We start from the raw sequence: 12,501 nt of genomic DNA, 5'->3' as shown, positions 1-12,501 counted from the left end.
CTGCTGACCGTCTCCCTGCCAACCGTCTTCCTGCCAGCTGTCTCCATGCCCGCGTCCGCGTTGCCCAGCGTCCACCTGGCGCTGGATCTTGGGGCCGTGCTGCTGCTGGCCCTGGGCCTCAAGGGGCTCTCGAAGGTGCGCACCGCCCGCAGCGCCAATGGCCTGGCGGCCGTGGCCATCGCCGTGGCGGTCGCCGGCCTGCTGCTGGAGCAGGGTGTGGCCGGCTGGCCCTGGATGCTGCTCGGCCTGCTGGCCGGCGGCGGCCTGGGGGCCCTGGTGGCCTACCGGGTGCCGATGACCTCGATGCCGGAGGTGGTGGCCCTGTTCAACGGCTGCGGCGGCATGGCCTCGCTGCTGGTGGCCCTCGGGGCCGCTGCCCTGCCCGCCGGCCTTGACCTGCTGGGTCAGCTCTCTGTGCTCGCCTCGGTGCTGGTGGGTGGCGTCACCTTCTCCGGTTCGCTGGTGGCGATGGCCAAGCTGCAGGAGTGGCTGGCCACCCCGCCCTGGATGCTGCGACCCCAGCGCCATGCGGTGAACATCGGCCTGGTGCTCGTGGCCTTGGCCGCCGGCGCTGCCCTGCCCCTGGGGCTGCTGACCCCGGCTCCGGCCCTGGTCGTGATCACCGTCGCCTCCCTGCTGCTCGGCATCGGCCTCACCCTGCCGATCGGCGGCGCCGACATGCCGGTGGTCATCTCCCTGCTCAATTCCTATTCGGGCGTGGCCGCCGCCGCTGCCGGTTTCGTGGTGGGCAGCCAGCTCCTGGTGGTGGCGGGCGCCATGGTGGGGGCTGCCGGCCTGATCCTCACCCAGGTGATGTGCACGGGCATGAACCGCTCGCTCACATCGGTGCTGTTCGGCGGGGCCCTGGGCGCCGCCGCGGCCCCCGTGGGCGAAGGCGGCTCCGGGGAGGACCCGGGCTACAGCCGCATCACGTCCTGTTCCGCCGAGGAGTGCGCCCTGGCCCTGGAGGCCGCCGAGCGGGTGGTGTTCGTGCCGGGCTACGGCCTGGCGGTAGCCCAGGCCCAGCACAGCCTCAAGGAGCTGGCGCGGCTGCTGGAGAGCGCCGGTATCCAGGTGGCCTACGGCATCCACCCGGTGGCGGGCCGCATGCCCGGCCATATGAACGTGCTGCTCGCCGAGGCCGATGTGCCCTATGAGCAGCTGATTGAGATGGAGACGATCAACCCCGATTTCCCCCGCACGGATGTGGTGATCGTGCTGGGCGCCAACGACGTGGTGAATCCCCAGGCCAAGAACGACCCCTCCAGCCCCCTCTATGGCATGCCCGTGCTGGAGGTGGACCAGGCCCGCTCGGTGTTCGTGGTCAAGCGCAGTCTCGGGGCCGGCTACTCCGGCGTGCGCAACGGCCTGTTCGAGCTGCCCCAGACCTCGATGGTGTTCGGCGACGCCAAGGCGGTGCTGCAACAGCTCACCGCCGAACTGCGCAGCCTTGGCGTGGGCAAGGTGGCGGTGGCGGCGGGCTGAGGCGCGGCGGCAGGGCTGGCCCCCTGGTCATCGGGCGGCCATGGCGGCAGGGTGACGGGGTGTTGCCGCTGCTCTCCCCTGTGGGCGCCCCCCTGCTGAGCCAGCTGGGTCTCGATCCCTTCCGGCCCCGGGGCCCCTGGTGGGGCGCCGACCTGCAGACGCTGCGGGACACCCTGCGCCCGCCGGGGCTTCCGCCGGATCGGGGTGAGGCGGTGCTGATCGGACTGGCCGGTGTCGGTGCGGCTGGTGGCACTGGCTCTACCGACGCTGAGCATCAGCTGTTGGCCCTGCTGGATCAGCCGCTTCCGGCGACGCCCGATCCCGCTGCCAGGCCCCCGTCGCTGCCGCGGGGCCTGGTGCTGCTGCTGCACGGTCTGGGGGGCGGCAGCGAGGGGCCGGGGGTGCGGCGCCTGGGCCTGGCCCTGCAGCTCCAGGGGTTCGCGGTGCTCCGGCTCAACCTGCGGGGCGCCGGCCGGGGTCGCCCACTGGCGCCGGGCACCTATGCCGCAGCCTGCAGCCGCGACCTCGCCCCTGTGCTGCGGCGGGCCCGCACGCTGGCGGGGGGGCTGCCCCTGTTCGCCGCCGGTCTCTCGCTGGGGGGCACGGTCCTGCTCAATGCCTGTCTGGACGCGGGCGCGCCGCCGCCCCTTGATGGCCTGGTCTGCATCAGCAGTCCCCTGGATCTGGAGGGCTCCGCCTGGCAGATCGAGCGTCCCCGCAATGGCCTCTACCAGCACTGGCTGCTGGGGCGCCTGCGGGACCAGACCCTGGCCGATCCCTTTGGCATCTCCGCGGCCGAGCGTGAGGCCCTGCTGGGCCGCGGGCCTGGCGGTGTGATCCGCACGATCCGCGCCTTCGATGCCGCCATCACCGCGCCGCGCTGGGGCTACAGCTCGGTGGAGCACTATTACGGGGCGGCCAGCCCCCTCCCCCGGCTGCTGGCCGGCCCCGGCCTTCTGCCCCCGACGTTGCTGCTTCATGCCAGCGACGACCCCTGGGTGCCGGCGGCCCCGGCCCGCCAGCTCGCCCATGCCTGGGGCGATCTCGCCCTGTCGCGGGTGCTGCTGAGCCCTGGCGGCGGCCACAACGGCTTCCATGCCCCCGGCGATCGGCCCCAGGCCAGCTGGGCTGACCAGGTCGCAGTGCGCTGGTTGGAGCGACTTGCGCAGGCTGCGCCCCCTCAGGGCCTGAGGCTGGCCTGAAGGGGGGCGTTGAACGGCCTGCGCGAGCAGGATTCGCTCAGGTGGGTTGCGGCTGGAAGGGCATCCGCCTGAGGATCCAGGCTTCGATGGGGCTTCCGCCCACCACGTGCTCCCGCACGATCCGCTCGATCCGCTCCGGGCTCACGCCGACGTAGACGATCCCTTCGGGCCAGACCAGCAGCACCGGGCCTTCGGCGCAGATCCGCAGGCAGTCGGCCTTGGTGCGCAGCACGATCCCTTCGGGACGGGCCGGATCCTCCAGGCCGAGCTCCCGCACCAGGCGCTTGAGGGTTTCCCAGCTGGCAGCGCCGACGGCCGGATCGGGACAGCAGAGCGCCTTGCTGGGGGTGGCGCAGAGCAGCAGGTGGTGGGCGATCCGGGGCTGGACAACGGCCATGGTGTGGGGCTGGAGGGCAGCAGGGGGCAGCGGTGGGCGCCGGATCGGGGGCTCAGGCCGGCAGCGCCACCGGAGCCTTGGCCCTCAGCCGGGCTGCAGCCTCACGCACCGCCTCGCGTGACCAGGCGTCCACGGCCAGCACGTCGTCCAGGGAGGGGGAGGTGGTGAGATCGGCCTTGTGGCGATCACACACCGCGTCGATCAGTTTCGGGATCTCGAGGAAGTGGATCTGCTCCTCGAGGAAGAGGGCCACGGCCTGTTCGTTGGCGGCGTTCATCACCGCGGGCATCGTGCCGCCGGCGCGGCCGGCCGCGTAGGCGAGCTCCATGCAGGGGTATTTGGCCGGGTCGGGGGCGCGGAAGCTGAGGGTGCCCACTTCGGTGAGGTCGAGGCGGCGCCAGGGGGTTTCGAGGCGCTCGGGCCAGCTGAGGCAGTAGAGGATCGGCAGCTTCATGTCGGGCCAGCCGAGCTGGGCCAGCACCGAGGAGTCGGCCAGTTCCACCATCGAGTGGATGATCGACTGGGGGTGGATCACGATCTCGATGTGGTCGTAATCGAGGCCGAACAGGTAGTGGGCTTCGATCACTTCGAGGCCCTTGTTCATCAGGCTCGCCGAGTCCACCGTGATCTTGCGGCCCATGCTCCAGTTGGGATGGCTGGTGGCATCGGCCACGGTGGCCTTGGCCAGATCCGCGGCGGGCCAGTCGCGGAAGGCGCCGCCGCTGGCGGTGAGCTGGATGCGGCGCAGGCCTGGGGTGGGATGGCCGGTGCTGAGGCGGGCCGTGTCGGCCCAGGGGGTGCCCTGCAGGCACTGGAAGATGGCGGAGTGCTCGGAGTCGGCCGGCAGCAGCCGCGAGCCGCTCTTCTCCAGCTCCGGCAGCACCACCGGGCCGGCGGCGATCAGGGTCTCCTTGTTGGCCAGGGCCAGGTCCTTGCCGGCGTGGATGGCGGCCAGGGTGGGCAGCAGGCCGGCGCAGCCCACGATGCCTGTCACCACCAGATCGGCGCTGGGCCAGGCGGCGGCGGCGCAGATCCCATCGGGGCCGCCCAACAGCTCCGGCAGCCGGGCAGGCCGTTGGGCGGGCTCCAGCGCCTGCAGCCGCTCGCGCAGCTCGGCCACCCTCTCGGCATCGGCCAGGGCCACCACCTCGGGGGCGTGGCGGCGGATCTGCTCGATCAGCAGGTCGAGGTTGCGGCCGGCCGTGAGGGCCACCACCCGGAAGCGATCCGGGAACTCCTCGGCCAGTTCAAGGGTCTGGGTGCCGATCGAGCCGGTGGATCCCAGCACGGAGAGGGCTTTCACGGCACTGCAGCAAGTGGGGTCAGTTTCCCACCTACGGGCGGGTGGCCCGGGCGAGGCTGGGGGCCGGCCGCGCCCTCGTTCTGGCGTCGGGCCTGGTGAGTGCCTGCTTGGTCCGCTGGCCGGTGGAACCGCCCGTCACACTGGGGGCCGTGCCGAACGGGCGGACATGGTGGGCTGGCTGCAGCGTTGGAACTTCATCGAGCGCGCCAAGCTCGAGCGCGAGCTCTGGGAGGCGTTCGAGCGCGGCGAGCCCATTGAGCAGCTGGTGGAGCAGTGTGAGCCCGGCTTCCGCCGCGACGTGTGGACCACCACCCAGCAGCGCATCCGCAAGATCGAGCAGATGATGCGCGGTCAGGCAGAACCCCCCGCGCGCCCCGATGTCTGAGCCCGGTGGGCTGTCGGGGGCGCCTCAGGCTGATCCCGGCTCAGACCCGCCGCCACTCGGTGAGGCCACCGGGCTTGTCGATCAGTTCGATGCCCTGGGCCTGGAGCTCGGCGCGGATGTGGTCGGCGGTGGCGAAATCGCGGGAGGCCTTGGCGGTCTGGCGGGCTTCGATCCGGTCCTGGATGGTCTGGTCGCAGGGGCCGTTGCTGTGGGTGGTTCCGGCCACAGGGGCCGCTTCCGGTTGGAGCCCCAGCACGCCGGCCAGTTCCAGCAGCAGCCGGCCCTGGCTGGCCAGGAGCGGGCTGCTGGCCGCCTCGGCCGCGGCGGCATCGCCGCGCTCAAGCCGGTTGGCCAGGGAGCGCAGGGGCTTGACCAGCTCGAACAGCACGGCGAGCGCGGCGGAGGTGTTGAGGTCGTCGTCCATGGCCGCGGCGAAGCGCTGGCGGGCGGCCACCAGCTCCGGCGACAGGCCGGCGGCATCGCGGGGATGGGGATCGTCACCGCTCGCCGCGCCGATGGCCTCGGCCAGGCCCAGGGCGGCGTTGAGCCCCTTCCAGCCGGTGGCCGCGGCCTCCAGGGCCTCGGCGGTGAAGTCCAGGGGCTTGCGGTAGTGGGCCTGCAGTACGAACAGCCGCAGGGTCATCGGCGAGACGCCTGAATCCAGCAGGGCTCGGATCGTGGTGAAGTTGCCGAGCGACTTGCTCATCTTCTGGCCGCCCACGTTCACCATGCCGTTGTGCAGCCAGTAGCGAGCCAGCTCCCGGCCCGTGGCCGCCTCCGACTGGGCGATCTCGTTCTCGTGGTGGGGAAAGATCAGATCGGCGCCGCCCAGATGGATGTCGATCGTGTCGCCGAGTTCGGCGCGCACCATGGCCGAGCACTCGATGTGCCAGCCGGGCCGGCCCGCGCCCCAGGGGGAGGGGAAGCTGGGTTCGCCCGGCTTGGCGCCCTTCCAGAGGGCGAAGTCGAACGGGTGCTGCTTGCGGGCCTCCTCGGCATCGGTGACGCGGCCATCGGCGTTCTGCTGCTGTTCGGCCAGATCGCGGCCCGAGAGCTTGCCGTAGCCGGCGTGTTTCAGCACGGCGAAATACACATCGCCATCGGCGGAGTAGGCGGCTCCCCGCGCCTCCAGTTCCCCGATCAGGGCCCGGATCGCCTCCAGGCTCTGGGTGGCCCGCGGCATGCGGTCTGCCGGCAGGATGTTCAGCCGGGCCATGTCGGCCATGAAGGCCTCGATGTTGCGCTCACTCACCGCCTCCATCGAGCTGTTCTCCTCGGCGGCGCGACGCAGGATCTTGTCGTCGATATCGGTGTAGTTCTGCACGAACGTCACCGCATAGCCGCTCCAGATCAGATAGCGGCGCAGCACGTCCCAGGCGATGTAGCTGCGGGCGTGGCCCAGGTGGCAGAGGTCGTAGACCGTGACGCCGCAGCAGTAGATGCTCACCTTCCCCGGCTCCAGCGGGCGGAACTCCTCGGTGCGGCGGGTGAGGGTGTTGGTGAGCCGCAGGGTCACGGGAGCTTCGGGAGATGGCGGCCAACCTACGGCTTGGGCTTGGCCCTACTTCGCCTCCATCCAGTTGGGCCCCACGCCGGTTTCCACCAGTAGCGGCACCGTGAGCGCCACGGCCTGTTCCATCGTGCTGCGGGTGAGCGCCAGCACCGCATCGAGAGCCTCGGGGGCCGCCTCCAGCACCAGTTCGTCGTGCACCTGCAGTAGCAGCCGCGCCGGCAGGCCGCTCTCAGAGAGGCGGTGGTGCAGCTGCACCATGGCCAGCTTGATGATGTCGGCGCTGGAGCCCTGGATCGGCGCGTTGGCGGCCGCCCGCAGCTGCTGGGCCTCCAGGCCGCCACGGCGGGCCACCTCCAGGTCGATCTCCAGTGGATCCTTGCCCCGCAGGCGCCCCAGGCCCGAGGGATCGAAGCCGAACGGCCGGCGCCGGCCCAGGATCGTCTCCACGTAGCCGCGGCTCAGGGCCAGCCGCTCCTGCAGCTCCAGGAAGGCGAACACCTTCGGGTAGCGCTGCTTGTACTTACTGAGAAACTCCTTGGCCTGCGCCTGGCCCACCCCCGTTTCCCGCGCGAAGCGCTGGGCGCCCATGCCGTAGATCACGCCGAAGTTGATCGTTTTGCCCAGGCGGCGTTCGTCGCTGCTCACCGCCTCGCCTTCGGCCTTGTCCAGCAGCAGCCGGGCCGTGAGGGCGTGCACGTCGTCGCCGGTTCGGTAAGCTTCCACCAGCACCTCCTCGCCCGAGAGGTGGGCCAGGATGCGCAGCTCGATCTGGGAGTAGTCGGCGCTGATCAGGCTCCAGCCCTCCTGGGGCAGGAAGGCCTTGCGGATCCGCCGGCTGAACTCCGTGCGGATCGGGATGTTCTGCAGGTTGGGGTTGCTGCTCGAGAGCCGGCCGGTGGCCGTCACCGCCTGGTTGAAATCGGTGTGCACCCGTCCGGTTTCCGGTTCCACCAGCGCCGGCAGCGCATCCACATAGGTGCTTTTGAGCTTGCTCAGGGTGCGGTGCTCCAGCACCAGCGGCACCACGGGGTGGGCCTCCTCCAGCTTCTCCAGCACGGCGGCATCGGTGCTCCAGCCGGTCTTGGTCTTGCGCGATTTCTTGCGGTCCAGCCCCAGCGTGTCGAACAGCAGCTCGCCCAGCTGCTTTGGGGAGGCCAGGTTGAAGTCCACCCCCGCCGCCGCCCTGGCGTCGGCCTCCAGCTGCTGCAAGGTGGCCGCCAGTTCAGTGGAGAGTTCCGCCAGGTAGCCCTTGTCGATGCGGATGCCGGTGGCTTCCATCAGCGCCAGCACCGGCTCCAGCGGCAGCTCCACCTGATCGAGCAGTGCTGGCAGCGCCGGGCCGAGCTCCGCCAGCTGGGCCCGCAGCAGCCCCGTGAGCCGCCAGGTCACGTGCACGTCCATGCCGCAATAGAGCGCGGCCTCCTCGATCGGCACGGCGGCAAAGGTGGCGCCCTTCGGCACCAGCGCGCCGTAGCTGGTGGGGCTGAAGCCGAAGTTGCGCTCCGCCAGCACGTCCAGACCGTGCTTGGCGTTGGCGTCGCGCAGGTAGTCCGCCAGCAGCGTGTCCATCACCACACCCTCCAGGGCCAGGCCGTGGCGCAGCAGCACCAGCCGGTCGTACTTGGCGTTCTGCAGGGTCTTCGGGTGGTCGGCGCTGGCCAGCCAGGGGGCCAGGGCGCTGAGCACCCCATCGAGGGGCAGCTGGGGCGGTGTGGCCGGGGGTTCGGTGAGCAGATCGGGTGCCACGGGCGGCAGATGGCCGATCGGGATGTAGGCCAGCTCGTCCGGGCCCGCGCCCCAGGCCAGGCCGATGCCCACCAGTTCGGCCTGAAAGGGGTTGAGGGCGGTTGTCTCGGTGTCGAGCGCGATCGGAGCGGTCGGATCGGTGGCCGCCAGCAGCCGCGCCACCAGGGCCTCCAGCTCGGCGGGGTTGGTGATCAGCTGGGGCTCCAGGGCTGGCGGGGTGCTGGCGGTGGGGGCCCCCGTTTCGGCGCTGGCGCGGGCTGTCGCCGTGGCCGGGTCGGTACCGGTGGTCTCCGCCGGCCTGGCGCTGGCTGGTGCAGCCTGGTGCGCCATCAAGGCCCCGTCTCCAACCCTCGCTGCCGCTGCGCTCGCTGCGCCTCCAGCGCTCCGGGCTGTTCCAGCCGCCCGCGCCGCCTGGCCGCCCGCGCCGCCCGCCGGCATCGGCGGATGGGCCGAGAAGACCTGGGCGAACCGCTCCACCTGGCGGGCCAGGCTGTGCAGTTCCAGCTCCTCCAGGCTGCCGGCCAGCGCGTCCACCCTCACCTCCCCCAGGGCCAGCCGCGGCTCGCTCGGCAGGGGGATGTCCACCAGGATCTCGGCCAGCATGCGTGAGCGGTAGGCGTTCTCCCGGTCATCGCGCAGCTTCTGCAGCAGGGCGCCCTTGAGCACGCCTTTGGGGTCCTTGGCCTTGGGGCCGGCCTGCTCCAGCGCCTCCAGCGCCGTGTAGATCCCGTCCACGTGCTCGTAGGCGGCCAGCAGGTTGATCGCCGTCTTCGGCCCCACGCCCTTCACGCCGGGGATGTTGTCCGAGCTGTCGCCCGTGAGGGCCTTGAGGTCCACCACCTCCTCGGGGGTCACGCCCAGCTTGGCAATCACGCCCTCGCGGCGGATCTCCTGCGGGCCGCTGCTCTTGGCGTAGGGCCCGCCGCCCATGTACAGCACGGCGATATCGCGCCTGTCGTCCACGAGCTGGAACAGGTCGCGGTCGCCCGAGAGGATCCGCACCCGCCAGCCACCATCGGCCGCCCGGTTGGCCAGGGTGCCCAGCACGTCGTCGGCCTCGTAGCCCGGCGCCATGCACAGGGGAAGGTCGAGCCCCTCCACGAGGATCTGCTGCAGGTTGGCCAGGTCCTGGAAGAAGTGCTCGGGCGCCTCGTCGCGGTGGGCCTTGTAGGCCCCATCCGCCTCATGGCGGAAGGTGGGTTCGGCCGTGTCGAAGGCAATCACCACCCCCTGGGGCGCCAGGCCTTTGCAGTTGTCCAGCAGGGCCTTGAGAAAGCCGTAGGTCACGCTCGTGGGCACGCCCGCCTGGGTGCTCAGCCCGCCATCGCCCCCCTTGGCGAAGGCATAGAAACTGCGGAAGGCCAGGGAGTGGCCATCCACCAGCAGCAGCAGAGGCTTCTCGCTGCCCCCCACGGCCGGGACAAGGCCTGCCCCCGTGGTCGTGCTCGAGCCGCCGGCAACGCTGGAACCCTCTGCTGCCATGGCGATGCGGCTGGCTGGCGCCCGAATCGGCCCAGCCTGGCAGAGGCAGCGGCGGGCCCCGGGGCGTGGGCCCATGTGGCCGCAGGCACATGGGCCAGGCGTGGCCCTGGCCATCGTGCCCCAGTGGATCCCTAGGGTTTGGCCAGCTTCCGGCGAGCCCAGCCCCCGCGTCGCTCCCCCCACTCCCGCCATGTCCCTGCCCTCCCCCATCCCCCCGCACCCGTCGACCTGGCGCCTGAGCCGGCGCTCCCTGCTCGGGCTCCTGGCGGCCACCGGGGCTGCCGCTGGCCTGGGGGCCAGCTGGGGGCTCGGGGCGCTGGCCCAGTCGAAGCCCGAGCCGGTGCAGCTCACGCTGGTGAGCTATGCGGTGGCCAAGGCGGCCTATTCGAAGCTGATCCCCGAATTCCAGAAGGAGTGGAAGGCCAAGACCGGCCAGACCGTCACCTTCAAGGAGTCGTACGGCGCCTCGGCCTCCCAGACCCGCTCGATCCTCGGCGGCCTCGAGGCCGATGTGCTGGCCCAGAATCTCTCCACCTTCATCACGCCCCTGGTGGAGAAGGGACTGGTGAGTTCCAGCTGGGAGCGGCGCCTGCCCAACAACGCCGTACCGGTCACCACGGTGATGGCCGTGGTGGTGCGCCAGGGCAACCCCAAGAAGGTCACGACCTGGGCCGATCTGGCCCGGCCCGGGGTGGAGTCGGTCTCGCTCAACCCCAAGACCTCCGGTAACGCCCGCTGGGGCTTCCTGGCCGGCTATGGCTCCGTGCTCAAGGACAAGGGCGACGCGGCGGCGAAGACCTACCTGTTCGGCCTGGTCAAGAACATCAAGTCGCAGGTGAATTCAGGCCGTGAGGCCACCGATGCCTTCGTCAAGAACCGGGTGGGCGATGTGCTCGTGACCTTCGAGAACGAGATCATCGTCACCAACGACGCCATCCCCAAGGACTTCCCCTACGTGGTGCCCAGTTCCAACCTCAAGGTGGAATTCCCCGTGACGGTGATCGACAAGGTGGTCGACAAGCGCGGCACCCGCCAGGTGGCTGAGGCCTTCACCCGCTTCCTCTACAGCCCCAAGGCCCAGGAGATCTTCGCTGAGGCCGGCTATCGCCCCTCCGATCGCCAGGTGCTGCGCCGCTACAGCAACCAGTTCCGCCTGGTGCGGCAACTGCGCACTGCCGCTGACTTCGGCGGCTGGAACGCCGTGAACCAGAAGCTGTTCAACGACGGCGCCCTGTTCGAGCAGGCCCAGAAGGCCGCCCGGTGAGCCTGGCCCGACTTCGCGGGGTTCCCGGCCTGGTGCCGGGGGGCCGCAAGGGTCTGGGGGGCCGGGGGCTGATCCTGCTGGCCTCCCTCTACCTGGTGCTGTTGCTCGGCTTGCCCCTGGCGGCGTTGCTGCGGGCGGGTCTGCAGCTGCCGCCCCAGCGGCTCTGGCAGCTGCTCAGCTCCGAGCTGGCTGCCAGTGCCCTGCAGCTCTCCCTCAGCGCGGCCACCTTGGCGGCCCTGATCAACACCGGCTTCGGGCTGCTGCTGGCCTGGATCCTGGTGCGCTACCGCTTCCCCGGCCGGCGCCTGGCCGATGCACTGATCGATCTTCCCTTCGCCATGCCCGGCGTGGTGGCGGCCATCGCCCTGCTGCGGCTCTACGGCCCCGGTGGCCGCATCGGTCAGCTCTGGGATCCGGAGGCGCCCTTCGGCCATTGGCTGGCGGGGATCGGCATCACCGAGCTCAACCTCACCGGCTCCCGCTTCGGGGTGGTGCTGGCCATGGTCTACGCCACCCTGCCGTTCGTGGTGCGCGCCGTGCAGCCGGTGCTGGAGGCGATCGAGCCGGAGGTGGAGGAGTCGGCCTTCACCCTCGGCGCCACGCCAGCCCAGACCTTCCGCAAGGTACTGCTACCCCAGCTGCTGCCGGCCCTGGCCACCGGCTTCAGCCTGGCCCTGGCCCGCGGCCTGGGCGAGTACGGCCTGGTGACGATCCTCACGGGCAACATCCCCTTTGAGACCCTCACCTCCACCGTGTATGTCTACCAGCGCTTCGAGGAGTTCGACTTCGACGGTGCCACGGCCGTCTCGCTGGTGTTGCTGGCGGGGAGCCTGGGACTGCTGGTGCTGATCAACGGCCTGGCCCTCTGGTACCGCCGCAGCCGCGCCCTATGAGTCTGCGCACTCCCACCGGCTGGGGCCCGAAGCTGCTGATTGCCGCGGGCCTCAGCTTCCTCACCTTGGTGGTGCTGCTGCCGGTGCTGACGGTGTTCGTGGAGGCCTTCAGCGCTGGCCTTGCCGCCTACTGGGGGGCGATCACCCAGCCGCCGGCGGTCCATGCCCTGCAACTCACACTGCTGATCACGGCCATCGCCGTGCCGCTGAACACCGTCTTCGGGCTGCTGATCAGCTGGATCCTGGCGCGCCGCAGCTTCCGCGGCCAGGCCGTGGTCCTGGCCCTGCTGGATCTGCCCCTCTCGATCTCGCCGATCGTGGTGGGGTTCATGTTCATCCTGCTGTTCAGTCCCGAGATGGGGCTGTTCGCCGATGCGGTGGAGCGCTCCGGCGTCAAGATCGTGTTCGCTACCCCGGGCCTGGCCCTCACCCTGTTGTTCGTGACCGTGCCCTTCGTGGCCCGGGAGGTGTATCCGGCCCTGCAGGAGGTGCCCCGCGAGGAGGAGGAGGCCGCCCGCTGCCTCGGCGCCAGCCCCTGGCGCACCTTCTGGAGCGTGACCCTGCCCCACATCCGTCCGGCCCTGATCTACGGCGTGATCCTCTGCACCGCCAGGGCCGTGGGGGAGTTCGGGGCGATCTCGGTGGTGTCGGGAAAGATCATCAACGCCACCAACACCCTCACCCTGCACGTGGAGCGCACTTATCTGGAATACGACGGCGCTGCGGCCTTCGCCTGCGCCTCGCTGCTGGGGTCCGTGGCGCTGCTCAGCCTGCTGGTCCAGACCCTGGTCCGCCACCAGGACCGGATCCGGGAGCCCTGAGGGCTGCTCA

10 protein-coding genes are annotated in these 12,501 nt (G+C 70.9%); 6 read left to right on the top strand and 4 right to left on the bottom strand.

The genetic code is table 11. The features are described 5' to 3' along the window. Positions 1-45 precede the first annotated feature (45 nt). Together CJZ98_RS02125 and CJZ98_RS02120 are read left to right on the top strand one after the other, a co-directional pair. Complete coding sequence (locus CJZ98_RS02125; protein WP_094587926.1) at positions 46-1,485, top strand: NAD(P)(+) transhydrogenase (Re/Si-specific) subunit beta; 1,440 nt, start codon at positions 46-48, stop codon at positions 1,483-1,485. Between the two features lie 80 nt (positions 1,486-1,565). Then, complete coding sequence (locus CJZ98_RS02120; protein ID WP_232756114.1) at positions 1,566-2,687, top strand: alpha/beta fold hydrolase; 1,122 nt, start codon at positions 1,566-1,568, stop codon at positions 2,685-2,687. Positions 2,688-2,724: 37 nt separating this feature from the next. Here the strand turns inward: CJZ98_RS02120 and CJZ98_RS02115 are convergent, their stop codons facing one another. Beyond that, positions 2,725-3,084: a (2Fe-2S) ferredoxin domain-containing protein gene (locus tag CJZ98_RS02115; protein WP_094587852.1), complete on the bottom strand. Its 360-nt coding sequence runs from the start codon at positions 3,082-3,084 to the stop codon at positions 2,725-2,727. A 52-nt stretch (positions 3,085-3,136) separates the two neighbouring features. Next, positions 3,137-4,387, bottom strand: a complete 1,251-nt coding sequence (locus CJZ98_RS02110) for a 1-deoxy-D-xylulose-5-phosphate reductoisomerase (RefSeq protein ID WP_094587851.1) — start codon at positions 4,385-4,387, stop codon at positions 3,137-3,139. Between the two features lie 166 nt (positions 4,388-4,553). Between CJZ98_RS02110 and CJZ98_RS02105 the strand changes: the two genes are divergently transcribed. Then, positions 4,554-4,772 carry a hypothetical protein gene (locus tag CJZ98_RS02105; RefSeq protein WP_094587850.1) on the top strand — a complete coding sequence of 73 codons (219 nt, stop codon included), beginning with the start codon at positions 4,554-4,556 and terminating at the stop codon, positions 4,770-4,772. A gap of 40 nt (positions 4,773-4,812) precedes the next feature. Here CJZ98_RS02105 and cysS read toward each other — a convergent pair whose 3' ends face one another. Both cysS and polA read right to left on the bottom strand, forming a co-directional pair. Continuing rightward, the gene (gene cysS / locus CJZ98_RS02100; protein ID WP_094587849.1) at positions 4,813-6,288 is read right to left on the bottom strand and encodes a cysteine--tRNA ligase; all 1,476 of its coding nucleotides are present in this window, start codon (positions 6,286-6,288) and stop codon (positions 4,813-4,815) included. A gap of 45 nt (positions 6,289-6,333) precedes the next feature. Next, positions 6,334-9,513 carry a DNA polymerase I gene (polA, locus tag CJZ98_RS02095; RefSeq protein ID WP_094587848.1) on the bottom strand — a complete coding sequence of 1,060 codons (3,180 nt, stop codon included), beginning with the start codon at positions 9,511-9,513 and terminating at the stop codon, positions 6,334-6,336. Between the two features lie 190 nt (positions 9,514-9,703). Between polA and CJZ98_RS02090 the strand changes: the two genes are divergently transcribed. Genes CJZ98_RS02090 through CJZ98_RS02080 form a run of 3 tightly spaced genes read left to right on the top strand, consistent with a single transcriptional unit; the run spans position 9,704 to position 12,491 of the window. After that, entirely contained in the window at positions 9,704-10,777 is a 1,074-nt protein-coding gene (locus tag CJZ98_RS02090) for a sulfate ABC transporter substrate-binding protein (protein ID WP_094587847.1), read from the top strand. Further along, entirely contained in the window at positions 10,774-11,670 is an 897-nt protein-coding gene (gene cysT / locus CJZ98_RS02085; protein WP_232756113.1) for a sulfate ABC transporter permease subunit CysT, read from the top strand. Before CJZ98_RS02090 ends, cysT begins: the two co-directional genes overlap by 4 nt. Beyond that, on the top strand, positions 11,667-12,491 hold the full coding sequence (locus tag CJZ98_RS02080; protein WP_094587846.1) for a sulfate ABC transporter permease: 825 nt from the start codon (positions 11,667-11,669) through the stop codon (positions 12,489-12,491). The genes cysT and CJZ98_RS02080 overlap by 4 nt, the downstream gene beginning before the upstream one ends. Positions 12,492-12,501 lie beyond the last annotated feature (10 nt).

Origin of the sequence: Vulcanococcus limneticus LL, assembly GCF_002252705.1 — a bacterium.
GTDB classification, from domain to species: Bacteria; Cyanobacteriota; Cyanobacteriia; order PCC-6307; family Cyanobiaceae; genus Vulcanococcus; species Vulcanococcus limneticus.
The sequence above is the reverse complement of the archived record's forward strand: the minus strand, read 5'-3'. Positions and strand labels throughout refer to the sequence as shown.